At 68.9% G+C, this 24,996-nt stretch carries 26 protein-coding genes; 13 read left to right on the top strand and 13 right to left on the bottom strand.

From position 1 onward, the window contains the following. The first annotated feature begins 5 nt into the window (after positions 1-5). The 4 genes from KZC52_RS14535 to KZC52_RS14520 all read left to right on the top strand — a co-directional run bounded on the left by KZC52_RS14535 (position 6) and on the right by KZC52_RS14520 (position 4,158). Positions 6-1,040 (top strand): ribose-phosphate diphosphokinase, encoded by a 1,035-nt coding sequence (locus KZC52_RS14535; protein WP_247624857.1) that lies wholly within the window; start codon positions 6-8, stop codon positions 1,038-1,040. A 103-nt stretch (positions 1,041-1,143) separates the two neighbouring features. Next, positions 1,144-1,623, top strand: a complete 480-nt coding sequence (locus tag KZC52_RS14530) for an FMN-binding protein (RefSeq protein WP_247624856.1) — start codon at positions 1,144-1,146, stop codon at positions 1,621-1,623. Positions 1,624-1,686: 63 nt separating this feature from the next. Then, positions 1,687-2,568, top strand: coding sequence for an FAD:protein FMN transferase (locus tag KZC52_RS14525; RefSeq protein WP_247624855.1), 882 nt, complete (start codon positions 1,687-1,689; stop codon positions 2,566-2,568). Positions 2,569-2,583: 15 nt separating this feature from the next. Beyond that, positions 2,584-4,158 carry a flavodoxin reductase gene (locus KZC52_RS14520; RefSeq protein WP_247624854.1) on the top strand — a complete coding sequence of 525 codons (1,575 nt, stop codon included), beginning with the start codon at positions 2,584-2,586 and terminating at the stop codon, positions 4,156-4,158. Between the two features lie 150 nt (positions 4,159-4,308). On the opposite strand, the gene KZC52_RS14515 is transcribed toward KZC52_RS14520, so the two are convergent. Then, a complete protein-coding gene (locus tag KZC52_RS14515; protein WP_247624853.1) occupies positions 4,309-4,764 on the bottom strand; it encodes a hypothetical protein in 456 nt (151 codons plus the stop codon). On the opposite strand from KZC52_RS14515, the gene KZC52_RS17610 reads away from it, so the two are divergent. Beyond that, a complete protein-coding gene (locus KZC52_RS17610) occupies positions 4,759-5,208 on the top strand; it encodes an endonuclease domain-containing protein (RefSeq protein WP_247624852.1) in 450 nt (149 codons plus the stop codon). The two genes, KZC52_RS14515 and KZC52_RS17610, sit on opposite strands and share 6 nt — an antisense overlap. A gap of 162 nt (positions 5,209-5,370) precedes the next feature. Here KZC52_RS17610 and KZC52_RS14505 read toward each other — a convergent pair whose 3' ends face one another. Further along, positions 5,371-6,867: a sensor histidine kinase gene (locus tag KZC52_RS14505; RefSeq protein WP_247624851.1), complete on the bottom strand. Its 1,497-nt coding sequence runs from the start codon at positions 6,865-6,867 to the stop codon at positions 5,371-5,373. Between the two features lie 26 nt (positions 6,868-6,893). Beyond that, complete coding sequence (locus KZC52_RS14500; RefSeq protein ID WP_247624850.1) at positions 6,894-7,622, bottom strand: response regulator transcription factor; 729 nt, start codon at positions 7,620-7,622, stop codon at positions 6,894-6,896. A 187-nt stretch (positions 7,623-7,809) separates the two neighbouring features. On the opposite strand from KZC52_RS14500, the gene KZC52_RS14495 reads away from it, so the two are divergent. Next, positions 7,810-9,294, top strand: coding sequence for an ABC transporter permease (locus KZC52_RS14495; protein ID WP_247624849.1), 1,485 nt, complete (start codon positions 7,810-7,812; stop codon positions 9,292-9,294). Between the two features lie 41 nt (positions 9,295-9,335). Next, positions 9,336-10,061 carry an ABC transporter ATP-binding protein gene (locus KZC52_RS14490; RefSeq protein ID WP_247624848.1) on the top strand — a complete coding sequence of 242 codons (726 nt, stop codon included), beginning with the start codon at positions 9,336-9,338 and terminating at the stop codon, positions 10,059-10,061. 76 nt (positions 10,062-10,137) lie between these two features. Here KZC52_RS14490 and gnd read toward each other — a convergent pair whose 3' ends face one another. Beyond that, the gene (gene gnd / locus KZC52_RS14485) at positions 10,138-11,592 is read right to left on the bottom strand and encodes an NADP-dependent phosphogluconate dehydrogenase (protein WP_308194263.1); all 1,455 of its coding nucleotides are present in this window, start codon (positions 11,590-11,592) and stop codon (positions 10,138-10,140) included. A 177-nt stretch (positions 11,593-11,769) separates the two neighbouring features. Between gnd and KZC52_RS14480 the strand changes: the two genes are divergently transcribed. Together KZC52_RS14480 and KZC52_RS14475 are read left to right on the top strand one after the other, a co-directional pair. Further along, entirely contained in the window at positions 11,770-12,807 is a 1,038-nt protein-coding gene (locus tag KZC52_RS14480) for a D-2-hydroxyacid dehydrogenase (RefSeq protein WP_281731624.1), read from the top strand. Between the two features lie 40 nt (positions 12,808-12,847). Then, entirely contained in the window at positions 12,848-13,342 is a 495-nt protein-coding gene (locus tag KZC52_RS14475; protein WP_247624846.1) for a gluconokinase, read from the top strand. Positions 13,343-13,346: 4 nt separating this feature from the next. On the opposite strand, the gene KZC52_RS17445 is transcribed toward KZC52_RS14475, so the two are convergent. Beyond that, the gene (locus KZC52_RS17445) at positions 13,347-13,472 is read right to left on the bottom strand and encodes a hypothetical protein (RefSeq protein WP_281731609.1); all 126 of its coding nucleotides are present in this window, start codon (positions 13,470-13,472) and stop codon (positions 13,347-13,349) included. 231 nt (positions 13,473-13,703) lie between these two features. Between KZC52_RS17445 and KZC52_RS14470 the strand changes: the two genes are divergently transcribed. Both KZC52_RS14470 and pth read left to right on the top strand, forming a co-directional pair. Continuing rightward, positions 13,704-14,312, top strand: coding sequence for a 50S ribosomal protein L25/general stress protein Ctc (locus KZC52_RS14470; RefSeq protein ID WP_247624845.1), 609 nt, complete (start codon positions 13,704-13,706; stop codon positions 14,310-14,312). Between the two features lie 100 nt (positions 14,313-14,412). Then, positions 14,413-14,994 carry an aminoacyl-tRNA hydrolase gene (gene pth / locus KZC52_RS14465; RefSeq protein ID WP_247624844.1) on the top strand — a complete coding sequence of 194 codons (582 nt, stop codon included), beginning with the start codon at positions 14,413-14,415 and terminating at the stop codon, positions 14,992-14,994. A 79-nt stretch (positions 14,995-15,073) separates the two neighbouring features. On the opposite strand, the gene KZC52_RS14460 is transcribed toward pth, so the two are convergent. The 8 genes from KZC52_RS14460 to sdhC form a co-directional block, all read right to left on the bottom strand. Next, a complete protein-coding gene (locus KZC52_RS14460; RefSeq protein ID WP_247624843.1) occupies positions 15,074-15,721 on the bottom strand; it encodes a hypothetical protein in 648 nt (215 codons plus the stop codon). Between the two features lie 22 nt (positions 15,722-15,743). Beyond that, entirely contained in the window at positions 15,744-16,748 is a 1,005-nt protein-coding gene (gene trpS / locus KZC52_RS14455) for a tryptophan--tRNA ligase (protein ID WP_282185361.1), read from the bottom strand. A 41-nt stretch (positions 16,749-16,789) separates the two neighbouring features. After that, on the bottom strand, positions 16,790-17,629 hold the full coding sequence (locus tag KZC52_RS14450) for an exodeoxyribonuclease III (RefSeq protein ID WP_247624842.1): 840 nt from the start codon (positions 17,627-17,629) through the stop codon (positions 16,790-16,792). 10 nt (positions 17,630-17,639) lie between these two features. After that, positions 17,640-18,794, bottom strand: coding sequence for a YihY/virulence factor BrkB family protein (locus KZC52_RS14445; RefSeq protein ID WP_247624841.1), 1,155 nt, complete (start codon positions 18,792-18,794; stop codon positions 17,640-17,642). 96 nt (positions 18,795-18,890) lie between these two features. Further along, positions 18,891-19,658, bottom strand: coding sequence for a succinate dehydrogenase iron-sulfur subunit (locus KZC52_RS14440; RefSeq protein ID WP_247624840.1), 768 nt, complete (start codon positions 19,656-19,658; stop codon positions 18,891-18,893). A 2-nt stretch (positions 19,659-19,660) separates the two neighbouring features. Next, entirely contained in the window at positions 19,661-21,487 is a 1,827-nt protein-coding gene (gene sdhA, locus KZC52_RS14435; protein WP_247624839.1) for a succinate dehydrogenase flavoprotein subunit, read from the bottom strand. Positions 21,488-21,506: 19 nt separating this feature from the next. After that, a complete protein-coding gene (locus KZC52_RS14430; protein WP_247624838.1) occupies positions 21,507-21,950 on the bottom strand; it encodes a succinate dehydrogenase hydrophobic membrane anchor subunit in 444 nt (147 codons plus the stop codon). After that, positions 21,950-22,387 (bottom strand): succinate dehydrogenase, cytochrome b556 subunit, encoded by a 438-nt coding sequence (gene sdhC / locus KZC52_RS14425; RefSeq protein ID WP_247624837.1) that lies wholly within the window; start codon positions 22,385-22,387, stop codon positions 21,950-21,952. The genes KZC52_RS14430 and sdhC overlap by 1 nt, the downstream gene beginning before the upstream one ends. A gap of 178 nt (positions 22,388-22,565) precedes the next feature. Here sdhC and KZC52_RS14420 point away from each other — a divergent pair, with 178 nt between their 5' ends. Together KZC52_RS14420 and KZC52_RS14415 are read left to right on the top strand one after the other, a co-directional pair. Then, complete coding sequence (locus KZC52_RS14420; protein ID WP_247624836.1) at positions 22,566-23,681, top strand: mannose-1-phosphate guanylyltransferase; 1,116 nt, start codon at positions 22,566-22,568, stop codon at positions 23,679-23,681. A 149-nt stretch (positions 23,682-23,830) separates the two neighbouring features. Then, positions 23,831-24,925: a BMP family lipoprotein gene (locus KZC52_RS14415; RefSeq protein WP_247624835.1), complete on the top strand. Its 1,095-nt coding sequence runs from the start codon at positions 23,831-23,833 to the stop codon at positions 24,923-24,925. Positions 24,926-24,996 lie beyond the last annotated feature (71 nt).

Here is a 24,996-nt window from a genome sequence, read left to right as displayed (position 1 = left end):
AGGCCATGGCCCGGAAGAAGAAGACGGTCGATCTGGATCGCGACAACGGGGTAGCCCCCGGCATCATCGCGAAGACCAAGAAGCGGCTCGTCGTCGCGGGTGGGCGCTCGCACCCCGAGCTCACGGCGGCCGTCGCCGAGGCCCTCGGCACGGAGATCGCTCCGGTCGAGCACCGCACCTTCGCCTCCGGCGAGATCTACGCGCGCTTCGAGGTGTCGATCCGCGGCGTCGATCTCTTCCTCGTGCAGACCTTCGGCGAGCCGGTCAACGAGTGGCTCATGGAGACGCTCATCATGATCGACGCCGCCAAGCGCGCCTCGGCCAAGCGCATCACGGTCGTCGCCCCGTACTATCCGTACTCGCGTCAGGACAAGAAGGGCCGCGGTCGCGAGCCGATCAGCGCCCGTCTCGTCGCCGACCTGCTCAAGACCGCCGGCGCCGACCGCGTGATGAGCGTCGACCTGCACGCCGCCCAGATCCAGGGCTTCTTCGACGGTCCCGTCGATCACCTCTTCGCCAAGCCGGTGCTGCTCGACTACTTCGAGCGCACGCTCTCGGCCGCTGACCGCGAGATCCTCACGGTCGTCTCGCCCGACATGGGGCGCGTGCGCGTCGCCGACACGTGGTCCGACAGCCTCGGCGCCCCGCTCGCGATCATCCACAAGCGCCGCGATCCGAAGGTCGCGAACCAGGTCTCCGTGCACGAGATCGTCGGGACGGTCGAGGGCCGCACCTGCCTCCTCGTCGACGACATGATCGACACCGGCGGCACGATCGTCAAGGCCGCGCAGGCGCTGAAGGCGGCCGGCGCGCACCGCGTCATCGTCGCGGCGACGCACGCGATCTTCAGCGACCCGGCATCCGATCGTCTGCAGGACTCCTCGATCGACGAGGTCGTCATCACCGACACGATCCCGCTCACCGAGTCGCGTCGCTGGGACAAGCTCACGATCCTCCCGATCGCTCCGCTGCTCGCCCGCGCGATCCACGAGGTCTTCGAGGACGGCTCGGTCACGAGCATGTTCGGCGGCGACGCGTAGGCCCATAGCCTTCGCCTCGACACGGCACAGCGGGCACATAGCCACCCTTCCTACGCTCGGATCATCGACACCGCGTCGACGACACCGAGCCGGGAGGACCACCATGATCCGCACGACCGTACCGACTTCCGTCCGCAAGGGATCCGCCCTCGTGGGCATCGCCGGACTCCTCGTCCTTGCCGGATGCGCGACCACGCCGACCGACGCCGGCGGGACGACCGACAGCACCTCCGGCACCGACAGCACGACCGGCTCGGAGTCCTCCTCGGGCGCCGATGCGTCGTCGTCGTACGCCGACGGCACCTACACGGCGGAGGGCTCGTACCAGACCCCCGAATCGGTCGAGACGATCTCGGTGACCCTCACCCTCGCCGACGGCGTCGTCACCGACGTCGAGGTGGCCGGTGACCCGCAGGCGCGCGAGACCGAGCAGTACCAGGGCGCGTTCATCGACGGCATCTCCGAAGAGGTCGAGGGCAAGGCGCTCGACGACCTGAACGTCAGCCGCGTGGCCGGATCCTCGCTGACCAGCGGTGGTTTCAACGCCGCCGTCGACGACATCAAGGAGCAGGCCGCAGCCTGATCCCCGACGGATGATCTGGCGGTGGTGACGTGGTCGTGGTGATCCGGCGATGGTGATCTGGCGATGGTGATCTGGCGATTCGAGGCGATCGGCACGCGCTGGGAGATCGAGTCGGCCGACGAGCTGCCGGCGGACTCCCGCGGCGCCGTCGATGCCGTGATCGAGCGCTTCGACCGGGAGTGGTCGCGGTTCCGCCCCGACTCCGATGTCACGCGCCTCGCGCGCGAGGGCGGCATGCTCGCCTCTCCCGACGCGGGGGCGATGCTCGACGCGTACCGCGAGCTGTCGGATGCGACCGCCGGGGCGGTCAATCCGCTCGTGGGGGAGAGCCTCGAAGCCCTCGGTTACGACGCCGACTACTCGCTCACCGCCGCAGATCCGGTGATCGCGCCGGCCGATTGGACCGAGCGGGTGCGGTGGACGACGGGCACGGCGGCGGTCGCGCATCCCGCACTGATCGACGTCGGTGCGCTCGGCAAGGGGCGTCTCGTCGACCTCGTGCGCGATGCGCTGAGCTCTGTCGCGGGTGACCTGATCGTCGATGCCGGCGGAGACCTCGCCGTGCGCGGCGCTGGTGCCGACGGCGCCGGTGTGCGCATCGGCCTGGAGCATCCGTTCGATCCGTCGCGGGCGATCGGCATCGCCACGATCCGCGACCAGGCCCTGTGCGCCTCGGCCATCAACCGCCGGGCCTGGGGCGACGGACTGCACCACGTGCTCGACGCCCGTACTGGACTGCCGGTGCGCACCTGGGCGGCGACCTGGGCGATCGCACCCGACGCCATGACCGCGGATGCCGTCGCCACCGCGCTCTTCTTCGACGGCGGCCCCGAACTCGCCGCCCGCTGGGGCGTCGAGTGGGTGCGCATGAGCACCGACGGCCGAGCGCAGCGCTCACCCGGGTGCCCCGTCGAGGTCTTCACCCCCACCCGTTCGCCCCGATAGGGAAGAGTCGAGCTCATGAACCGTTCCTTCACCGCCGCACGGCAGCGCGTGCTCGCCCTCCTCGGGGCCCTGTCGATGTACCGGCTGGTGCTGTTCGCGCTCATCGCCCTCGCCGTCATCGCCCTCGGCCTGTCGGCGCTCGGGGTCATCGTCTCGCCCACGCCGATCGAGATCGTGGTGTCGTTCCTGGTGCTCGCCGTCGTGATCTCGGGCGTGGATGCGCTGGTGCAGCGTCTGCTCCGCCTGCCGTGGCGTATCGAGTCGTCGCTCGTGACCGCGCTGATCCTGCTCTTCGTCCTGCGCCCGGGCGTCGAGGTGCAGGCGATCCTCGGTCTCGCGATCGCGGGCGCCGTGGCGAGCCTGTCGAAGTACCTGATCGCCTGGCGCGGACGCCACATCCTCAACCCCGCCGCGTTCGGCGCCGCCGTCGTCTCGATCGTGGGGTCGTTCGGGGCGTTCTCGTGGCTCGGCACCTCGGCATCGTGGTGGGTCGGCACCCCGTCGCTCACGATCCCGGTCGTGCTGCTCGGTCTCGCCGTGCTGTGGCGCACCGAGAAGGTGCGGATCGTGCTGCTGTTCCTCGTGATCGCTCTCGCCACGTCGGTGCTGCGCCAGTTCGTGCAGGCCCAGCAGGCCGGCCTCGACGCCGATCTCGGCACCGCGTTCTCGTTCGCACTGCTGCAGTCGCCGTTCCTCTTCCTCGGGGCATTCATGCTCTCCGAGCCGCTGACGCTGCCGCCGCGGCGTTGGCAGCAGTTCTCGGTCGCCGCGGTCGTGGGCGTGCTGGCCGGCTGGCCGATCTCGATCGCCGGCCTGTTCACGCTCGGCCAGGAACGGGCGCTCCTCATCGGCAACCTCGTGGCCTTCGCGTTCGCGGTGCGCGGCTCGGTGCGCCTGGTGCTCGAGAAGCGCCGGTTCGTCACACCCACCGCGCAGGAGCTGACGTTCCACGCGAAGGGGAAGGTGTCGTTCCTCCCCGGGCAGTACCTCGAACTCGACGTGCCGCATCACCGCCCGGACGCACGGGGAACCCGCCGCGAGTTCAGCATCGTCTCCGCTCCGGCCGACCTTCCGACGCTGCGCATCGCGTACAAGAACGGCGACCAGCAGCATCCGTCGTCGTACAAGCGCGCCCTCGCCGCCGCCGAACCGGGCACGACGCTCGCGGTCACCGGCACCTGGGGCGACTTCCTGCTCCCGCGCGGCGAGAGCCCCGTGCTGATGGTGGCCGCCGGCATCGGCGTCACGCCGTTCGTCTCGCAGCTCCGGCAGCTGCAGGCCCAGGGCGTCGAGCGCGACGTCGTGCTCGTGTACGTCGCGGCGGAGGCCGCCGAGCTCGCGTTCCGCGACGAGCTCGCCTCGACCGGAGCGCACGTGGTCGTGTTCACCCGAGACCAGCCGCACGACCTCCCGCCGCACTGGACCTGGGCGCACGGCATCCGCCTCGACGCCGACGGTCTCGACCGCTTCGTGCCCGACATCGCCGATCGTCATGCGTTCATCTCGGGTCCGCCTCGCCTGATCGCCGACCTCGCGCCCGCCCTCCAGCGCGCCCGCGCCCTGACCACCGACGCCTTCGCCGGGTACTGACCCGCGCGCGGTGCGCGCCGTCTCAGCCGACTGCAGCCCGCCGCACGTGCGCACCTGCACGGAGGAAACACGTCCGCACGGGCGGATGCCGGTTTTCACCGTGCAGACGTGCGCACTCCGTGCAGGTGTGATGCGTGCACTCTTTCTGCACTACGGAGCAGCTACGAGAGTTCTTCGCGCACGCGGCGGGAGAGCACTTGGCTGCTCGTCGAGATCGGTGACGATGGTCGGATGCTCTCGCCTGCACATGTGATCAACCACAGCGGCGGAATCGCCCGCGGCACCTTCCTGCATCGTTTCGGTCTGACACGGTTCCACGTTGCGCGAGCCGTTCGCGACGGGACTGTCGTGCGCGTGCGGCGAGGGGTGTTCGCGACTGATCGCACCGCCCCGGAACTCGTCGCCGCTGCTGCTCACGGAGGAGCGCTCACCTGCACGGCGGCGCTGCGGATGCACGGGATCTGGGTGCTCGATGATGATCCGGGCCTGCATGTGTGGCTCGGAGAGAACGGACGCGTCCATCACACCGGATGCGACTGTGTCAGCCATTGGTTCGAGGGGGCGACGGTTCTTGGACTGGCGCCGCTCGAAGACGCGCTGGTGCATGTTTACGCCTGTCGCGGGGCGGAGGCGTTCTTCGTCGCTCTCGAATCGGCGATGCGTCAGCGCAAGATCGGGTCGGCCAGACTGTTGCGAGCGCGGCTGCCGGCGTCCGCGCGATGGCTCATCGACCTCGCTCGGTACGACGCAGGCAGCGGCCTCGAGTCGCTCCTCCGGTTGCGGCTGCACCACCTCGGCATGCGCCTGGATTGCCAGGTGAAGATCGAGGGTGTGGGGCGGGTCGACTTCGTCGTCGGCGGGCGACTCATCCTCGAAGCCGACGGGGCTGAGCATCACGGCGACCCCGCGCAGCGGCATCGCGATCTGCAGCGCGATGCCGCCGCATCCGCGCGAGGATTCGAGACGCTTCGTTTCGACTACGCCCAGGTCGTGCACGACTGGCCCGTGGTCGAGGCGGCGATCATCGCCGCACTCACCCGGGCGTCCTGACGTTGAGTGGCCTCGCTCATCTGCACGGCCGACGCACGTCTGCACAGAGCACACGGCGGATGTTCCGTGCAGACGTGACTTCTCCGTGCAGACGTGCGACCCCGACGCCGTGCGACCCCGACGCCGTGCGGCCCCGACGCCGAGCGACCTCACCGCCCGCCCCTACGCCTCGTTCGCCTCCGACGTCTCACCCTCGGCCGCCGCAACCGCGGGGCTCCGGGGCAGACGCACCGTGAACGTCGTGTCTCCGGGCTCGCTGGCGACGGAGATGAAGCCGCCGTGCCCCTCGACGATGGCCTTGGCGATCGCGAGCCCCAGACCCGTGCCTCCCGTCTGGCGGGCCCGCGAGCTGTCGCCCCGCGCGAAGCGGGCGAAGAGCTCGTCGCGCACGACCGGATCGATGCCGGGACCGTCGTCGTGCACGCGCAGCACGGCCTCATCGTCCTCCTGCGCGACCGACAGGGTGATCGTCGTGCCGGCGGGGGTGTGCGTCCGCGCGTTGGCGAGCAGATTCGCGACGACCTGGTGCATGCGCCCGCTGTCGCCGACGACGACGACGGGCTCATCGGGCACCTCGATGTTCCAGTGGTGATCGACGGCCGTCGGCCGGGCATCGGCCAGACTCTCGAGTGCGAGCTGCGTGAGGTCCACGGTGCCGTAGACCAACTCGCGCCCCTCGTCGAGACGTGCCAGCAGCAGCAGGTCCTCGACCAGACGCGTCATCCGCAGCGACTGGGCCTGGATGCGCTCCAGAGACGTGGTCGTGCCCTCGATCGCCTCCGGTCCGTGCGCCTGCCCGAGAGCGCGCAGCGACAGCTCGGAGTAGCCCCGGATCGAGGCGAGGGGCGTCCGCAACTCGTGGCTGGCGTCGGCGACGAAGCGCCGCATCCGCTCCTCGTTCTTCTGGCGAGCGGCGAGCGACGTGTCGACATGATCGAGCAGCTTGTTCAGCGATGCGCCGACGAGCCCCGCCTCGGTGCGCGGATCGGCCTGAGACGCGGGGATCCGCTCGGTGATCGACACCTCCCCGCGATCGAGGGGCTGGTTGGCCACGCGGGTGGCGGTCGCGGCGACCGCCCGGAGCGGTCGCAGTCCCACCCGGATCGTGATCGCCGTGGTGAGGGCGAGCAGGATGAGCCCGCCGATGGTCGCGAGCGCGATCACCGTGAGCAGCGCGGTGAGCTGATTCTGGATCGCCTCGCGGGGGAGGCCGGTCACGACCACGACGCCGGAGGGTGCCGTCGACGCGGTCACCCGGTACGAGCCGAGACCCTCGATCGTGACGTTGGCGACGTGCTGGCCGTTGAGAGCATCGGCGATCTGCACGAGCTGCGCCGAGGTGAGGGCATCCGTCCCGCCCTCGAAATCGTCCGTCGAGCTCGGCACCACGACACCGTCGATTCCGGTCGCCGGGTTCTGGATCGCCACCAGGAGCCCGGGTTCGCCGCCACCGCGTCCGATGATGTTCTGGGCGGTGACGAGGTCGGGAGAGACCTGCTTGATGATCCGCGACACCGAATCCGCATAGCCGTAGATCCGCTCGCTCAGCTGGTCTTCGAGCGTCTTCCCCAGCGTCGCACTGGTGATCACGGCCACGATCACGAGGATGAGCGAGACGAACCCGATGACGGCGGTCATCAGCCGCGTCTGCAGGCTCATCGGCCGACGCGTCATCCTCGTCTGGGTCACTGCGGGGCCTTGATCATGTAGCCGACGCCGCGCACGGTGTGCAGCAGGGGAGTGCGTCCGGCGTCGATCTTCTTGCGCAGGTACGAGATGTAGAGCTCGACCACCGACGACTTGCCGCCGAAGTCGTAACTCCACACGCGGTCGAGGATCTGGGCCTTCGAGAGCACGCGACGCTCGTTCCGCATGAGGTACCGCAGCAGCTCGAACTCGGTCGCGGTGAGCTCGATCTCGGTGCCGTCGCGCACGACCTCGTGGCTGTCCTCGTTGAGGGTGAGATCGGCGACCCGCAGGATCGACTGTCCGTCGTCGGCCATCGCGTGGCCGGTGCGGCGGATGATCGCACGCAGGCGGGCGATCACCTCTTCGAGGCTGAAGGGCTTCGTCACGTAGTCGTCACCGCCGGCGGTGAGGCCCGCGACGCGGTCGCCGACGGCATCCTTCGCGGTGAGGAAGAGCACGGGTACCAGGCTCCCGGATTCGCGCAGGCGCCGCAGCACGGCCATCCCGTCGAGGTCGGGCATCATGATGTCGAGCACGAGGGCGTCCGGCTCGAACTCGCGGGCGACCTGGAGCGCCTCCATGCCGGATGACGCGGTGCGCACCTCCCAGCCCTCCATGCGCAGGGCCATCGCGAGCAGGTCGGTGAGCATCTGCTCGTCGTCGACCGCGAGGATGCGCAGCGGGGTTCCGTCGGGGCGGCGCAGGTCGGGGAGATCACTGGTCATGCACTCATTCTGCGGAACCTCCTATGGGGTTTCTATGGAGCACGCTATGCATAGCCTGTGAAGATCGGATGCCGTCATCCCCGGCCCCGTCATCCATAGCCTCTTCATCACCGTGCCTTCGAATCCGCATAGACCGCGTTCCTAACGTCGTCTCTGGCACCGCGACCTCCGCGGCAGAAGGAGAGAGATGTACGGAACATATCTGCGGCGCGAACTCGCGGGCCGCAAGAAGCAGACGACGATCGTCGCGATCGGCCTCGCGATCGCGATCGGCCTCGTGATCATCGTGAACGCCCTCACGGCGGGCGTGCGCGACGCGCAGGCGCAGGCCCTCGAGTCCGTGTACGGCGTCGGCACCGATCTGACCGTCACCGGAGCTGCGGCGGAACCCGGGGAGGGCGGTGGCCCGCGCTTCGAGTTCGACGCCGACTCCGGCGAGACCGAGGGCGATACGACCACCCTCAACCAGTCCACGCTGAGCACCGATTTCATGCGCGGCACGCTGGAGGCCTCGGTGCTCGACACCGTCGCCTCGACCGAGGGCGTCTCGGCCGCGACCGGCGCACTGAGCCTCACCAACTCCACCTTCTCGGGCGAACTCCCGAGCGGCGGGTTCGGGCAGCAGGACGGCGCGACGCAGGGTGAGCAGGGACAGATGCCCGCAGAGGGCCAGGCTCCTCCGCAGGGTGGAACCGATGGGGCGGGCGGCGGCGCGTTCGGCGTCGATTCCTTCACCGTCCTCGGCATCGACCCGGCGGCGACGGCGATCGGACCGCTCGCCTCGGTCGAGGTCGGCGACGGGCGCGCGCTCGACGCCGACGACAGCGGCGCGCTCGTCGCCCTCGTCGACAGCACGTACGCGACCACGAACGACATCGCCGTCGGCGACACGATCGACGTCGCGGGGTCCGACGTCGAGGTGGTCGGCATCCTCACCTCCACGTCGGATGCGGCCGACACCGCGGCGAACGTCTACCTGCCCCTCGACACCGCGCAGGAGCTCTCGGGCGCCGGCGACGTGATCTCCACCGTCTACGTGCAGGCCGACTCGGCGTCGTCGATCGACGCGGTGCAGGCGGCGCTCACCGACGAGCTGCCCGATGCGACCGTCACCTCGCAGGCCGAGCTCGCGTCGAGCATTTCGGGCTCGTTGTCGAGCGCGACGTCGCTCATCACCAACCTCGGCACGTGGCTCTCGATCATCGTGCTGGCGGTCGCCGTGCTGCTGTCGGTCCTGCTGACCCTCTCGGGCGTCGGGCGCCGCACCCGGGAGTTCGGCACCCTGAAGGCGATCGGATGGTCGAACGGGCGCGTCGTGCGCCAGGTGGCCGGGGAATCCATGGTGCAGGGCCTCATCGGGGGAGCGGTCGGCCTCGTGATCGGCATCGCCGGAATCATCGTGATCAACGTCATCCGGCCGACGGTCGCGGCGGGCGCCGCGGCCACCGAGGGTGCGCAGGGCGGCCCCGGCGGTATGGGCGGGCCGACGGGCGGGGGAGGGATGTTCCAGACCACGCAGGCGGCCGACATCGTGCTGCAGGCCCCCTTCACCCCGTGGGTGCTCGTCGCCGCGGTCGGTCTCGCGGTGCTCGGCGGCCTCGTCGCCGGTGCCTTCGGCGGCTGGCGCGCCGCCCGCCTCAGCCCGGCCGAGGCTCTGCGGTCGGTCGCGTGATCGCGCCGTCCACGACACCCACGACAGACCAGGAGAAGAAGATGACCATCACCGACACCACCGCCACCGCTTCGGAGACGGATGCCGCGGCGCCGCTGTACCGCGCCACCGGCGTCACGCGCACCTACGCCCAGAAGGGGCGGACGGTGAAGGCGCTGACCGGCGTCGATCTCGAGATCGGCACCGGCGAGTTCGTCACGATCCAGGGGCCGACCGGCGGAGGGAAGTCCACGCTGCTCCAGCTGCTCGGCGCGCTCGACCGCCCGTCGTCCGGCTCCCTGACCCTCGGAGGCACCGAGCTCGCCTCGGCCTCGCCGAAGGAGCTCAGCCGCATCCGGGCCGAGGAGATCGGGTTCGTGTTCCAGGGGTTCAACCTGATCCCCACGCTCACGGCCGCCGAGAACGTCGACATGGCGCTCGAACCGACCTCTCTCGACCGGGCCGAGCGGCGCCGTCGCGTGACCGAGGCGCTCGCGCACGTGGGCCTCGCCGACCGCGGTGATCACCTGCCCACCGAGCTCTCGGGCGGTCAGCAGCAGCGGGTCGCGATCGCGCGGGCGATCGTCAAGCGCCCGCGCGTGCTGCTGGCCGATGAGCCGACGGGAAACCTCGACGAGAGCATGCGCGATGAGATCCTCGCGCTTCTCGAAGGGCTCTGCGCCGAGGGCATCACGATGATCGTCGTGACGCACGACTCGGCCGTCGCCCGCCGCGCCACCCGCCGGTTGCGGCTCTCGAAGGGGACCGTGCAGGACATCACGAAGTAGGCGGACGCACGAAGTAGGCGAACGAACGAAGGGCCCCGGCGTGATGCCGGGGCCCTTCGTGCGCGTCAGCGCGAGGTCAGTGGGTGTCCTCGGCCTCGATCTCGGTGCGGTCGCCCGACCACTGCGTGTGGAAGGTGCCTTCCTTGTCGATGCGCTTGTAGGTGTGGGCGCCGAAGAAGTCGCGCTGACCCTGCACCAGGGCGGCGGGCAGGCGGTCGGCGCGGATGCCGTCGTAGTACGACAGCGACGACGAGAACGCCGGAGCCGGGATGCCGGCCTGCGCGGCGGTCACGACGACGCGGCGCCAGGCGGACTGGCCGCGCGTGAGCGCCTCGGCGAAGTACGGTGCGGTCATGAGCACCGGCAGCTCGGGGGTCTCGGCGTAGGCGTCGGCGATGCGGTTCAGGAACTGTGCGCGGATGATGCAGCCGCCGCGCCAGATCTTCGAGATCGCCCCGAGGTCGATGTTCCAGTCGTACTCGGCGGCGCCGGCACGGATCTCGTCGAAGCCCTGCGAGTAGGCGACGATCTTCGACGCGTACAGCGCGAGGCGCACGTCCTCGATGAACTGCTCGGTGTTCTCGGCCGAGACGGTGAACTCCTCGTCGGGGCCCGGGAGGGCGCCGGCGACCGCGCGCTGCTCGGGGTGCGACGAGAGCGAACGGGCGAAGGTCGCCTCGGCGATGCCCGAGACGGGAACGCCGAGCGAGAGGGCCGTCTGCACGGTCCATGCCCCGGTGCCCTTGGCGCCTGCCTGGTCGAGGATGACGTCGACGAGCGGCTTACCGGTCTCGGCGTCGACCTGGCGGAGCACCTCGGCGGTGATCTCGATCAGGTACGACTCGAGCTCGCCCTTGTTCCACTCGGCGAAGATGTCGGCGATCTCGGAGGGGCTCTTGCCCGTGCCGCGACGGATGAGGTCGTAGGCCTCGGCGATGAGCTGCATGTCGGCGTACTCGATGCCGTTGTGCACCATCTTCACGAAGTGACCGGCACCGTCGTGGCCGACGTGCGTCACGCAGGGCTCGCCCTCGGCGATCGCCGCGATGGACTTCAGGATCGGGCCGAGGGTGACCCACGACTCGTCCGAGCCGCCGGGCATGATCGAGGGGCCCGTGAGGGCGCCCTCCTCGCCACCGGAGATGCCGGCGCCGACGAAGTTGATACCGGTCTCGCGCACGGCCTTCTCGCGGCGGATCGTGTCGGGGAAGTACGCGTTGCCGCCGTCGACGATGATGTCGCCGGGCTCGAACACCTCGACGAGCGAGTCGATCACGGCATCCGTCGGGCCGCCGGCCTTGACCATGATGATCGCCGTGCGCGGCTTCTGCAGCGAGTCGGCGAACTCCCGGTAGGACTGCGCCGGGATGAAACCGGCCTCGGGGTGCGCATCGAGAAGGCTCTGGGTCTTCTCGTAGCTGCGGTTGAAGATCGCCACCGTGTTGCCCTCGCGGCTGGCGAGGTTGCGGGCGAGGTTCGACCCCATGACGGCGAGTCCGACGACTCCGATGTTGGCTGATGCTTCGGGCACAGAAGGCTCCTCGATCGTGAAGAAGGGTTGTTCTCAGCGTATCGCTGTCACCGGGGACCCGTGCGCGTGTGTCTCGGTTTGCGTCAGCGACCGGCAGGGCGCCGCTCCGGGGGCCTCTACGCTGGATGCAGACGGCGTCTTCGAGGAGGAATCAGCGTGGTCAACAGCGGACCCAGACTGCGAGCGGTGGTAACGGTGCCGTTGCCCGAGGAGCAGTGCCGACTGATCGAAGAACTCGAGCCCCGGCTGAAGGTCGTGCGCGACCACTCGCTCGTGCATCCCGCGCGCTGGCCCGCCGACTGGTCGGGGGATCCCGACCACGTCCGCACCGCTGAGCAGCAGACGGCGTTCGACGCGATGGTCGACTCCGCCGATGTTCTCTTCGGCATCCCCGATGTGGACGCGGCGGCGCTCGCCCGCACCGTGCGTGCGAACCCCGCCCTGCGCTGGGTGATGACGACGGCGGCGGGCGGAGGGGCTTCGGTCAAGGCCGCGGGTCTCGACCGCGCCGAACTCGATCGCGTCGTCTTCACCACGAGCGCGGGCGTGCACGGCGGCACGCTCGCCGAGTTCTCGGTCTTCGCGGTGCTCGCCGGGGCGAAGGGACTTCCCCGGCTCCTCGCCGACCAGCGCAGCCGCACCTGGCCGGATCGCTGGCAGATGCGTCAGCTCGACGAGATGACCGTGCTGGTCGTCGGCCTCGGCGGCATCGGAACGGAGTGCGCGCGCCGCTTCCACGCGCTCGGCGCGACCGTGTGGGGCACCACCCGTTCGGGCGAGCCGGTGGATGGCGTCGACCGTCTGATCCCGCTCTCCGAGCTCACGGATGCCGTGGCCCAGGTCGACGCGATCGTCGTGACCCTGCCGGGCACCGAGCAGACCCACCACCTGATCGGCGCCGACGTGCTCGCCGCCGTGAAGCCGGGACTGATCCTCACCAACGTCGGTCGCGGCACGGTCGTCGACGAGGCCGCGCTCCTGACGGCTCTCGACGACGGGCGCGTGGCGTTCGCCGGCCTCGACGTGTTCGAGCAGGAGCCGCTCGCCGATCAGTCACCGCTGTGGAGTCATCCCCGGGTCCTCGTGAGCCCGCACACGGCGGCGATCAACGCGAACGAGGAGGAGCGCATCGCGCGCCGCTTCGCCGACAACGCCTCCCGGCTGCTCGACGGTCGACCGCTGCGTGCGGTCGTCGACACCGTCGAGTTCTACTGAGCGGAACTCTCTTGAGCGCGTTCGACGGAGGAGGAGTTCGATGACCGTGCGAATCATCGTGATGGGGCCGAGTGGCTGCGGCAAGTCGACGGTGGGCCTCGCGCTCGCCGAGAGCATCGGGGCCCGGTTCATCGACGCCGACGACCTGCACCCGATCACGAACGTCGACAAGATGGCCGCCGGCATCCCGCTCGACGACGACGATCGGATGCCGTGGCTCGGCGTCGTGGGACGGGCGCTCCAGGCCGACGATCAGATCGTCATCGCGTGCTCGGCGCTGCGTCGCATCTACCGCGATGCGATCAGGGCGGAGTCGTCCGATGCGTTCTTCGCGGAGCTGACCGTCGACAGGGCGGCGCTGGAGGAGCGGATGCGTGCTCGGACCGATCACTTCATGCCGGCGGCGCTGCTGGACTCGCAACTGGCCACCCTCGAGTCGCTCGAGAGCGACGAGAACGGCATCCGCGTCGAACCGGCGGACGTCGAACGCAGCGTCTCGTTGATCCGGGCGGCGATCGGGGACCCGGCCGCCTGAGGCGTCAGTCCTTGCGGTAGCCGGAGCGGCCGAGCGAGAACAGTGCGGCGAAGCTGGCGATCGTGGCGCCGACGGTCATCGCGCCGATGACCCAGAGGATGACGTGCGAGAAGAAGGCTCCGTCGAGCATGAGGGGTCTCCGTGATCTGCGAGAAGGCGAACGGTGTCCCCAGCCTATCGGGTGATCCGGTACCATTGATCGAGTACCTCGGCGAGGGATGATCGCGCGCGTGCGCGAGCGTCCGTTATCGACGCGGCGATGCGAGTCCCCGGTGGCTTTCCTCACGTGTCCATGTCGAGAACACGACAACACACAGACCACCGCGCGGCGCAATCGCTGCGTGCCCCGAAGGAGAACCTCATGTCTGAAGACACCAAGGTCCAGGCCGAGCTGCGCAACAGCTTCGGCAAGGGCTTCGCCCGCCGTCTGCGCGCCGCCGGCAAGATCCCGGCCGTCATCTACGGCCACGGCACCGAGCCCGTGCACGTCGCACTGCCCGGCCACCAGGTCTCGCTCATCATCCGTCGTGCCAACGCGCTGCTCGAGCTCGACATCGAGGGCACGCCGCAGCTCGCCCTGGTCAAGGACGTCCAGAAGGACCCCGTGCACCAGATCATCGAGCACATCGACCTCCTGGTCGTGAAGAAGGGCGAGAAGGTCGCCATCGACGTGCCGATCGTCGTCACCGGCGAATCGGCTCCCGGCACGATCGCCAACCTCGACGCGACCACGCTGTCGATCGAGGCCGAGGCCACGCACATCCCGCAGAACGTCGAGGTCTCGGTCGAGGGCCTCGAGGACGGCACGCACATCACGGCTGCCGACGTGAAGCTCCCGAAGGGCTCGACGCTGCTGACCGACGCCGAGGTGCTCGTCGTCGCCATCTCCATCCCGGCCCTCGAGGTCGAAGAGGACGAGGCGCCCGCCGAGGGCGAAGAGGCTGCCGCCGAGGAGCCCGCCGCGGAGTGATCTCCGGCTGAATCACCGACAGAGGGGGCGCGATCCGATCGCGTCCCCTCTGTCGTACCCCGACCGGGCGGCCGCTGCGCCCGTGCGAGAGGATGAGGACATGACTTCCCCCTGGCTGGTGGTGGGGCTCGGCAATCCGGGTCCGCGCTACGAAGCGACCCGTCACAACATCGGGCAGATGGTGGTCGACGAGCTCGCCGCGCGCCGCAACGAGATCTTCCGCGAGCACAAGGGCGGAGCGCGCGTCGTCGAGACCTGGCTCCGACCCGGCGGCGACAAGCTCGTGCTCGCCAAGCCGAACACCTTCATGAACGTGTCGGGCACGCCCGTGGCGGCGCTCGCGCGCTTCTACTCGGTGCCGGCGGAGCAGATCATCGTCGTGCACGACGAGCTCGACATCCCCTTCGACACCGTCAAGCTGAAGACCGGGGGAGGGCATGGCGGTCACAACGGCGTGCGCGACATCGCGCGCGCGATCACCACTCCCGAGTTCCCGCGTGTACGGGTCGGGATCGGGCGCCCCGTCGGACGCCAGGATCCGGCGGACTGGGTGCTCTCGCCGTTCGGCAAGGACGAGAAGCCGAACCTGCCGATCCTCGTCTCGGATGCCGCGGACGCCGTCGAGCTCCTCATCGGCGAGGGACTCCTCGCCGCTCAGCAGAAGCACCACGCACCGCGCTGAGGCGCAGGGCGCGGCGTCGTACTGCGCAGGGTGCGGAGTCGGGCTGCGCAGGGTGCGGAGTCGGGCTGCGGAGGGCGCCTCAGCTGTAGAGGCCGATCCCTCCGGCTGCCGCTCCGGCGCCGAGCGCGACCCCGGCGATGAGGAAGAAGATCGCGGGGCCGACGACCGCGACGATGAGCGCGCCGATTCCCTGGCCGCGACCGCGCTTGCGTGCGATGGCCATGATGCCCAGCACGATCGCGGCGATGCCGAGGATCGTGCCGGCCCAGAACGAGATCTCCGCCCACAGCACCTGGTCGCGGGCGGGGGAGAGGACGGCGAGCGACGAGAGGTCGTCGCTGTTGAGGCGCACGATCGCCTCGGGCACCCGTCGGCCGATCTCGTACGAGGCGAACGCCGCCACGATCGGCGTGACGACGGCGGCGACGAGAGCGAAGACCAGCGACAGCGTACCGGTCAACTTCGACGGCCGGGGTGCCGGGTCGGGGACGGTGTACGCCCCGGTGGGAGCCGCGTATCCGCCGACCGGCACCTGATAGGCCCCGGGAGGCGCAGCGTAGCCGGGCGCCGGCGGAACGGGCGGAACGGACGCCCCGTAGGCCGCAGGTGCGAGAGCCGGAGCGGCAGCGGGCGGTGCGGGTGCGACGGGCGGTGCGGCCGGCGGAGCCGGGGGAACGAAGCCTGAGGGCACGGAACCGGACGGCGGAGGAAGCTGGGGATCGGTCACGAGGTCATCCTAGGGTGAAGGGTCAGACCCGGCGGAGCAGGCCGACGCGGTCGTAGACCTGCGCGAGGGTCGCGTCGGCCACGGCATCCGCGCGTCCGGCGTTGTCCGCCAGGATGCGGTCGAGCTCGGCCGGATCGTCGAGGAGCTCGAGCGCGCGGGCGCGCACCGGTTCGAACTCCGACACGACGACCTCCGCGAGACCCTTCTTGAAGTCGCCGTAGCCGCGTCCGGCGTATTCGTCTTCGATCGACGCGACCTGGCGGCCGGAGAGGGCCGCGTAGATCGTGAGCAGGTTCGAGACGCCGGGCTTGCTCTCACGGTCGAAGCGCACGGAGCCCTCGTTGTCGGTCACCGCGCGCATGATCTTCTTCGCGGACTTGGCCGGATCGTCGAGCATCCACAGCACGCCGGCGTCGCTCTCGGCCGACTTCGACATCTTCGACGTCGGGTTCTGCAGGTCGTAGATGCGCGCGGTGTCCTTCTGGATCACCGGCATCGGCACCGTGAACGTCTCGCCGAAGCGCGAGTTGAAGCGCTCCGCGAGGTCGCGGGTGAGCTCGACATGCTGCTTCTGGTCGTCGCCCACGGGCACCACATCGGTCTGGTACAGCAGGATGTCGGCGGCCATCAGCACCGGATACGTGAACAGCCCGACGCTCGTGGCGTCCTGTCCGTACCGCGCCGACTTGTCCTTGAACTGCGTCATGCGCCCGGCCTCGCCGAAGCCGGTGATGGTGCTGAGGATCCAGGCGAGTTCGGCGTGCGCCCGCACGTGCGACTGCACATACAGGGTCGACTGCGAGGGCTCGATGCCGGCGGCGATGTACTGCGCGGCGGTGCGGCGCGTCTTCTCGCGCAGCACTGCGGGGTCCTGAGCGACGGTGAGGGCATGCAGGTCGACGACCGAGAAGTATGCGTCGTACGAACTCTGCAGATCACGCCACTGGAGGAGCGCCCCGATGTAGTTGCCGATCTGGAGGGAGTCGGCGGAGGGCTGCATTCCTGAGTAGAGGCGAGGCTTGGTCACGCGTTCAATCCTATGGGGCGGGGGAAGCCGCCGGTGCCGGGTCAGTAGGTGTAGTCGACGACGACCGGAGCGTGGTCGCTCCAGCGCTGGTCGTACGCGGCGGCGCGGGAGACGTGGTAGCCGGTGGCGCGCTCGGCGAGTGCAGGCGTCGCGAGGTGGTAGTCGATGCGCCACCCGGAGTCGTTGTCGAACGCCTGTCCGCGCATCGACCACCAGGTGTAGGGCCCCTCAACCTCTCCGTGGAAGCGGCGGCCGACATCGACCCAGCCGAGCCCGGTGCCGACCGTGCCGTCGACACCCGTCACCTCGGTGCCCGCTGCGCCGAGGAAGCGATCGAAGTAGGCGCGTTCACGGGGGAGGAACCCGGCCTTCTTGCGGTTGCCGCGCCAGTTCTTGATGTCGAGTTCACGGTGTCCGACGTTGAGGTCGCCGGTCACCAGGGCAAGCGCATCGTCGGCGCCGAGTTCGCTCAGGCGCGGGCCGAAGGCATCGAGGAACTTCCACTTCTCGTCCTGCTTCGGGGTGTCTGCCTCGCCGGAGTGCACGTAGGCGCTGACCACGGTGAGGGGGCGGTCGCCGAGCAGGAAGTCGGCCTCGATCCACCGGCCCTTCGAGTCGAAGTCCTCGGCGCCGAACGCCGTGCGGGAAGCGAGCGCCGGAACGCGACTGGCGATCGCGACGCCCGCGCGACCCTTGGCGGTCGCCTCGTCGTGCACGAACGACCAGCCGGGCAGGGCGGCTGCGAGATGCTCGTCCTGACCGCGGACCTCCTGGAGCGTCAGGACGTCGACGTCGGCGGCGTCGAGCCATCCGCTCATGCCGTTGCGGGCGGCCGCCCGGATCCCGTTGACATTGACCGAGGCGATACGCAGATGAGGCATGTGAACCAGCCTACGGGCGGGGTCGGACATTGCCTGTCGTCACGGCGTCCGCCTCGGCGTCCGCCCGCGCATCCGTCAGCCTCTGCTGCGCGGCCTTCAGCGCGCGTCGTGCGGCCGGGCGCCGGTACCAGGGCGCCGTGTCGACGGCCTCCTGCGCTCGGCGCACCTGCACGCGGGCGGCAAGCAGGAGAGCCTGCTTCTCGGCCCGACGCGCCGTCTCCTCGTCCTCGCGCTCGAGCGGCTGATCCTTGTCCTCGGCCGCCACCGCGATCCAGGAGGCCGCCATCAGCACCACGATCGCCAGCCAGCGGCACCACAGCAGCAGACCGATGATCACGGTGAAGGAGGCGAGCAGTGGATTGCTGGGCACGTGCGAGAGCAGCAATCCGGCACCGAGCTGCAGCACGACCATCGCGCCTCCGCCGAGCATCGCACCGGGCCAGATGAATCGCCAGTGCAGATGCGTACCCGTCAGGAAGCGCACCAGCATCGCCAGCGCGGTCGCATCGAGCGCGAAGGCCACGACGACCGAGACGGTCTGCGCGCCGAACGAGAAGAACCAGGTGCCGGTGCTCCAATCGAAGAGCAGGAAGATCTGCTCCAGCGCCCAGACGCTCAGGGAGATGAGCACCGCGCCGACGAGCATGGCCCCGCCGAAGACGATCGCCGCGAAGAAGTCGCGCACCTTGAGCAACCAGTACGGGCGCGCATCGAACGGCAGCCCGAAGAGGTCGCGCACCGCGCGCCGGGTGAAGGTCACCGCGCTCACCGCCGTCCACAGCGCCACGCCGACGGCGATCGCTCCGGTGACACCCAGAATGCCCGTGGAGTCCTGAGCGATCTGGGTGACGTCCTCGACCGAGAACAGGCCGCCCTCCGGGGCGATCAGCCCCGGGATGTACGTGTTGACCAGGCGCACGAGGGCTTCGATCGCGAGGCTGCTCGCTCCGAGCCAGAGACCCGCGCCCGCGAAGCCGACGTACAGCAGCGCGAAGAGGGCGAAGAGCACGTAGTAGCTCATCCCCGCCGACAGCAGGAAGCCGTTGCTGAACGCGAAGTTGCGCCAGACCCGCACCGGGAAGGCGGCGAGGGTGCGGTCCTTCAGCTCCGTCACACGCTCGATGGGTGCCTCGAGCCGCGCGCGGAGGGGACGGGGAGCGGACATGCCCTCCACATTATCGATCGGTGACAACGGGCCGAAACGCGGGAACGGGCGGCTCCCGAGGGAGCCGCCCGTTCTCGAACGAATGCCGGATGCAGGTCAGGGGCGTCCGCGCAGAACGGCCTGCTTGACCTCGGCGATCGCCTTCGTGACCTCGATGCCACGGGGGCAGGCCTCGGAGCAGTTGAAGGTCGTGCGGCAGCGCCAGACGCCCTCCTTGTCGTTGAGGATGTCGAGACGCACGGCGGCGTTGTCGTCGCGCGAGTCGAAGATGAAGCGGTGCGCGTTGACGATCGCCGCCGGGCCGAAGTACTGACCGTCGGTCCAGAAGACGGGGCACGACGAGGTGCACGCCGCGCACAGGATGCACTTGGTGGTGTCGTCGAAGATCTCGCGGTCGGCGATCGACTGGGTGCGCTCCTTGCCCTTCTCGGGAACGGAACTCGCGACGAGGAACGGCTGCACCTCGCGGTAGGAGGCGAAGAACGGCTCCATGTCGACCACGAGGTCCTTCTCGAGGGGAAGTCCCTTGATGGCCTCGACGTAGATCGGCTTCGAGATGTCGAGGTCCTTGATCAGCGTCTTGCAGGCGAGGCGGTTGCGACCGTTGATGCGCATGGCATCCGATCCGCAGATGCCGTGCGCGCAGGAGCGACGGAAGGTCAGCGAGCCGTCGACCTCCCACTTGATCTTGTGGAGCGCGTCGAGCACGCGGTCGGTGGAGTAGAGCTCCACGTCGTAGTCGACCCAGTGCGGCTCTGAGTCGACCTCGGGGTCGAAGCGGCGGATGTTGAAGGTGACGATGAAGGACTGGATCCCGGTCTCTTCGGTCGTGTCTGCGGGGGCCTCGGCGATGGCGTTCGACATGCTCAGTACTTCCTCTCCATCGGCGGGTAGTTCAACTCGCCCTGCTCGTTCTTGGTGAAGACGACGGGCTTCCAGTCGAGCTTGATGTGGTCGCCCGGGTCGGACGAGTGCGCGTCTCCGGTGAGGTACGCCATCGTGTGCTGCATGTAGTTCTCGTCGTCGCGCTTGGGGAAGTCGTCGCGCATGTGGCCGCCGCGGCTCTCCTCGCGGTTCTGCGCGGCGTAGACGACGACCTCGGCGATGTCGAGCAGGAAGCCCAATTCGACGGCCTCGAGGAGGTCGGTGTTGAAGCGGTGGCCCTTGTCGTCGACGTGCACGTTCTTGTAGCGCTCGCGCAGCTCGGCGATGACGCCCAGCACGTGCTGGAGCGACTCGTGCGTACGGAAGACCTGTGCACCCTTGTCCATCTCGTCCTGCAGCGTCTTGCGCAGCACGGCGATGCGCTCGGTGCCCTGGTTGTTGCGCAGACCCTCGAGCATGTCGGAGACGAATCCGGCCGGGTTCTCCGGGAGCGGCACGAACTCGGCCGTCTTGACGTACTCGACCGCGTTGCGGCCGGAGCGCTTGCCGAACACGTTGATGTCGAGCAGCGAGTTGGTGCCGAGACGGTTGGCGCCGTGCACCGAGACGCACGCGCACTCGCCGGCCGCGTAGAGACCCGGGACGATCGTGTCGTTGTCGGCGAGCACCTCGCCGTTGTTGTTCGTGGGGATGCCGCCCATCGCGTAGTGCGCGGTCGGCATCACGGGCACCGGCTCGACGACCGGGTCGACACCCAGGTACGTGCGGGCGAACTCGGTGATGTCGGGGAGCTTGGTCTCGAGGACCTCGGCACCCAGGTGCGTGCAGTCCAGCAGCACGTAGTCCTTATGGGGACCGGCGCCGCGGCCCTCCGCGACCTCCTGCACCATGCAGCGCGCGACGATGTCGCGGGGAGCGAGGTCCTTGATGGTCGGCGCGTAGCGCTCCATGAAACGCTCGCCCGAGGCGTTGCGCAGGATCGCTCCCTCACCGCGGGCACCCTCGGTGAGCAGGATGCCGAGGCCGGCGAGACCGGTCGGGTGGAACTGGAAGAACTCGAGGTCCTCGAGCGGGAGGCCCTTGCGCCAGACGATCCCGACGCCGTCACCCGTGAGGGTGTGCGCGTTGGAGGTGGTCTTGAAGATCTTGCCGAATCCGCCGGTGGCGAAGATCACGGCCTTCGCCTGGAAGACGTGGAGCTCACCGGTGGAGAGGTCGTAGGCGACGACGCCGGAGACCTGCGTCTTGCCGGCGGCATCCTTCACCGTCAGCAGGTCGAGCACGTAGAACTCGTTGAAGAAGTTGATGCCGAGCTTGACGCAGTTCTGGAACAGCGTCTGCAGGATCATGTGGCCGGTACGGTCGGCCGCGTAGCAGGCGCGGCGCACCGGCGTCTTGCCGTGCTCGGCCGTGTGACCGCCGAAGCGCCGCTGGTCGATCTTGCCCTCGGGCGTGCGGTTGAAGGGGAGGCCCATGTTCTCGAGGTCGATGACCGCGTCGATGGCCTCCTTCGCGAGGATCTCCGCCGCGTCCTGGTCGACGAGGTAGTCGCCGCCCTTGACCGTGTCGAAGGTGTGCCACTCCCAGGAGTCCTCCTCGACGTTGGCGAGCGCCGCGGCCATGCCGCCCTGCGCCGCGCCCGTGTGCGAGCGGGTCGGGTACAGCTTCGAGATCACCGCGGTCTTCGCACCGGGGCCCGCCTCGATCGCCGCGCGCATGCCGGCGCCGCCGGCGCCCACGATGACGATGTCGAACTGGTGGTAGTGCACGCCGTCACGGACGACGGAATCCTGCGTCTCGGTAGTCACTTCTCGTATGCCTTCTTCTTTAGTTGCCCAGCGACTGGCACGAATCCCACAGCGTGCTCGACTCGGTCACGCCCAAGCAGGGGTCGAACGTGAACACGACGAGCGTGCCGAGCAGGATCAGCAGTCCGGCGGCGAGGCCGAGTGCCCAGATGAGCGCCTTGCGGGCGGTGTTGTTCGTGACGTAGTCGTTCACGATCGTGCGCATGCCGTTCGCGCCGTGGATCAGCGCGAGCCACAGCATCAGCACGTCCCACCACTGCCAGAACGGGGTCGCGAACTTGCCGGCGATGAACGCGAAGTCCAGGGCGTGGATGCCCTCGCCGACCATGAGGTTGATGAAGAGGTGGCCGAAGATCAGCACGACGAGCACGATGCCCGAGGCGCGCATGAAGATCCAGCCCCACTTCTCGAGGTTGAATCCGCGGCGGCGACGGGCCGGCGGTGCGATGGTCTGCGAGGACATCAGTGTCCACCCCCCGTGAATCCGGCGAACGCGAGCATGAGGTGTCGCGGCACGAAACCGGCCATGATGATGCCCCACACCAGCAGCACGCCCCAGAAGAGCTGTCGCTGGTACTTCGCGCCCTTCGACCAGAAGTCGACGGCGATGATGCGCAGTCCGTTCATCGCGTGGAACACGATGCCCGCGACCAGGACGACCTCGCCGATCGCCATGATCGGGTTCTTGTAGGTGCCGATGACGGCGTTGTACGCCTCGGGTGAGACCCTGATCAGCGCCGTGTCGAGCACGTGCACCAACAGGAAGAAGAAGATGGCGACTCCGGTGATGCGGTGAAGCACCCACGACCACATGCCTTCGCGACCCCGGTAGAGGGTGCCGCGGGGGGTCTTGGACGTGGTTTCCGAAATCGACGGTGTCAAGCGAGCGCTCGTGGACACGGTCGTCCTCCCTGGATCGATGTGCGTCGGTCGCATGCCGCCAGGCACGCCCGATCGGTGTCCATCCTATTCCCGTCTTCCAGCGGGGGGCGACGAAGGGGAACCTAACTCCGGCCGGTCTTGAGGCGTTCTTGAGCAGCACCGGGAGTCTGCGATCGCCCCGGGATACCCTGGCGGCATGACGCAACCGATCGAAGACTTCTACGCCGTGATCCCCGCGGGCGGAATCGGCAGCCGGTTGTGGCCGCTGTCTCGGGCGGATGCGCCGAAGTTCCTGCACGACCTCACCGGATCGGGTCACTCGCTGCTGCGCGACACCTGGGATCGGCTCGTCCCCCTCGCGGGCCCCGATCGCATCGCCGTCGTCACCGGTCGCGCCCACCGCGCCGCGGTCGAGGAGCAGCTGCCCGGCATCGCCGATCTCAACGTCTTCCTCGAATCCGAGCCGCGCGAGTCCGCTGCCGCGATCGGCCTCGCCGCCGCCATCCTCCACCGCCGCGACCCCGACGTGATCATCGGGTCGTTCAGCGCCGATCACGTCATCCGCGGTACGCGCGTGTTCGAGTTCGCGGTGCGGGATGCCGTGGAGGTCGCTCGCGAGGGCTACATCTGCACCATCGGCATCTCGCCCACGGAGCCGGCCGTCGGCTTCGGCTACATCAAGATGGGCGCCGAGCTCGTGGTCGACGGCGCGCGCGAAGCGGCGCTCGTCGACACCTTCGTCGAGAAGCCGGACCTCGAGACGGCGAAGGGATATCTCGCCGACCGCGGTTATCTGTGGAACGCGGGGATGTTCATCGCGAAGGCGAGCGTGCTGCTCGACGAGCTCGCAGCGAACGAGCCCGAGCTGCACGCGGGACTGCAGGAGTTGGCCGAGGCCTGGGACGACCGCGAGGCCCGCGGTCCCGCGGTCGATCGGATCTGGCCGCGTCTGAAGAAGATCGCCATCGACTACGCCGTGGCCGAGCCGGCCGCGCGACGCGGGCGCCTCGCCGTGGTCCCGGGCCACTTCGACTGGGACGACGTGGGGGACTTCGCCTCGCTCACGAAGCTCATCACGAACGGACGCAAGAACGATCTCGCGGTCCTCGGGCCGCACGCCCGAGTGCTCTCGGATGCCGCGACCGGAATCCTCGTGAGTCAGACCTCACGGGTGATCAGCCTGGTGGGCGTTCAGGACATCGTGGTGGTCGATACGCCCGATGCGCTGCTGGTCACGACGGTCGAGCACGCGCAGCGGGTGAAGGGCGTCGTGGAGTCGCTCAAACTCACGGGACGGGGCGATGTGCTCTGATGAGCAGCGCATCGTGCTCATCGGCGCTCCAGGTTTCGAGTTTGTAAAGATTCACCGGAGCGAGGGCCGCCGGTATACGAAAAGGGTGAAACAGTAGGTAACTTTGATCGATCCGCGAGGGACGCGGTTCCGTTCAGGGAGGCACTGAGTTGACCATCTCCACCACCAAGAAGCTTCTCGGCGCGACCGTCGCCGCGAGCGTCATCTTCGCTCTCGCCGGCTGTGGCCAGGCACCGGCCGAATCGGGCGGCGACGCGGGCGGCGACACCCCCGACTTCCTGCCCTGCATCGTCTCCGACATGGGCGGCTTCGACGACAAGTCGTTCAACCAGCTCTCGTTCGAGGGCGCCACGAAGGCCGCCGATGAGCTCGGCGTCAAGCTGAAGGACGTCCAGTCCAACGCCGAGACCGAGTACGGTCCCAACATCACGAACCTCGTCGACGAGGGCTGCAACGCGATCGTCGCCGTGGGCTTCGCCCTCTCGGCCGCCACGGTCGAGGCCGCCACCGCCAACGAGGACGTCGACTTCATCCTCGTCGACGACGCCGCCGACAACGACTTCGACGGAACCAAGGACGCGGACAACATCAAGCCGCTCCTCTACGACACCGCCCAGGCCGCCTTCCTCGCGGGCTACCTGTCGGCCGGCTACTCGAAGACCGGCAAGGTCGGCACCTTCGGTGGCATGGAGTTCCCGACCGTCACCATCTTCATGGACGGCTTCAAGCAGGGCGTCGACCACTACAACGAGGTCAAGGGCACCGACGTCCAGGTCGTCGGTTGGGACGGCAAGACCGGCTCGTTCACGGGTGGCTTCGAGGCCAACCAGGACGCCAAGCAGGTCGCCGTCAACGTTCTCGACCAGGACGTCGACGTCATCTTCCCCGTCGGCGGCCCGATCTACCAGTCGGCGCAGCAGGCCATCAAGGAGTCCGGTAAGGATGTCGCGCTGATCGGCGCCGACGCCGACCTGTTCGAGACCGACCCGAGCACGGAGGACGTCGTGCTCACCTCGGTCCTCAAGGCCATGGACCTCTCGACCTACGAGGCCGTCCTCGCCAGCGGCAAGGGCGAGTTCGACCCGGAGACCTACATCGGCACGCTGGAGAACGAGGGCGTCGGCATCGCCGACCTCCACAACTTCGCCGACAAGGTCGACGCCGGCCTGCAGGACGAGGTCACCCAGCTGCAGCAGGACATCATCGACGGCACCGTCACCGTCAACTCCTACCTGAGCGAGTGATTCACTGAGAACGGGGAGGCCGACGCTCGTCGGCCTCCCCGTTCCGTCCTGTCGGGAGGCATTCCCGACGC

Origin of the sequence: Microbacterium galbinum (assembly GCF_023091225.1) — a bacterium.
Classification (GTDB): Bacteria; Actinomycetota; Actinomycetes; order Actinomycetales; family Microbacteriaceae; genus Microbacterium; species Microbacterium galbinum.
This window is presented reverse-complemented; position numbering and strand designations above follow the sequence as displayed.

Excerpts from the sequence above, each read along its gene's own strand:
- KZC52_RS14535 (WP_247624857.1), top strand. The coding sequence starts at position 6 with ATGGCCCGGAAGAAGAAGACGGTCGATCTGGATCGCGACAACGGGGTA.
- KZC52_RS14530 (WP_247624856.1), top strand. The coding sequence starts at position 1,144 with ATGATCCGCACGACCGTACCGACTTCCGTCCGCAAGGGATCCGCCCTC.
- KZC52_RS14525 (WP_247624855.1), top strand. The coding sequence starts at position 1,687 with ATGGTGATCTGGCGATTCGAGGCGATCGGCACGCGCTGGGAGATCGAG.
- KZC52_RS14520 (WP_247624854.1), top strand. The coding sequence starts at position 2,584 with ATGAACCGTTCCTTCACCGCCGCACGGCAGCGCGTGCTCGCCCTCCTC.
- KZC52_RS14515 (WP_247624853.1), bottom strand. The coding sequence starts at position 4,764 with ATGCACCAGCGCGTCTTCGAGCGGCGCCAGTCCAAGAACCGTCGCCCC.
- KZC52_RS14505 (WP_247624851.1), bottom strand. The coding sequence starts at position 6,867 with ATGAGCCTGCAGACGCGGCTGATGACCGCCGTCATCGGGTTCGTCTCG.
- KZC52_RS14500 (WP_247624850.1), bottom strand. The coding sequence starts at position 7,622 with ATGACCAGTGATCTCCCCGACCTGCGCCGCCCCGACGGAACCCCGCTG.
- KZC52_RS14495 (WP_247624849.1), top strand. The coding sequence starts at position 7,810 with ATGTACGGAACATATCTGCGGCGCGAACTCGCGGGCCGCAAGAAGCAG.
- KZC52_RS14490 (WP_247624848.1), top strand. The coding sequence starts at position 9,336 with ATGACCATCACCGACACCACCGCCACCGCTTCGGAGACGGATGCCGCG.
- KZC52_RS14475 (WP_247624846.1), top strand. The coding sequence starts at position 12,848 with ATGACCGTGCGAATCATCGTGATGGGGCCGAGTGGCTGCGGCAAGTCG.
- KZC52_RS17445 (WP_281731609.1), bottom strand. The coding sequence starts at position 13,472 with ATGCTCGACGGAGCCTTCTTCTCGCACGTCATCCTCTGGGTCATCGGC.
- KZC52_RS14470 (WP_247624845.1), top strand. The coding sequence starts at position 13,704 with ATGTCTGAAGACACCAAGGTCCAGGCCGAGCTGCGCAACAGCTTCGGC.
- pth (WP_247624844.1), top strand. The coding sequence starts at position 14,413 with ATGACTTCCCCCTGGCTGGTGGTGGGGCTCGGCAATCCGGGTCCGCGC.
- KZC52_RS14450 (WP_247624842.1), bottom strand. The coding sequence starts at position 17,629 with ATGCCTCATCTGCGTATCGCCTCGGTCAATGTCAACGGGATCCGGGCG.
- KZC52_RS14445 (WP_247624841.1), bottom strand. The coding sequence starts at position 18,794 with ATGTCCGCTCCCCGTCCCCTCCGCGCGCGGCTCGAGGCACCCATCGAG.
- KZC52_RS14440 (WP_247624840.1), bottom strand. The coding sequence starts at position 19,658 with ATGTCGAACGCCATCGCCGAGGCCCCCGCAGACACGACCGAAGAGACC.
- KZC52_RS14430 (WP_247624838.1), bottom strand. The coding sequence starts at position 21,950 with ATGTCCTCGCAGACCATCGCACCGCCGGCCCGTCGCCGCCGCGGATTC.
- KZC52_RS14420 (WP_247624836.1), top strand. The coding sequence starts at position 22,566 with ATGACGCAACCGATCGAAGACTTCTACGCCGTGATCCCCGCGGGCGGA.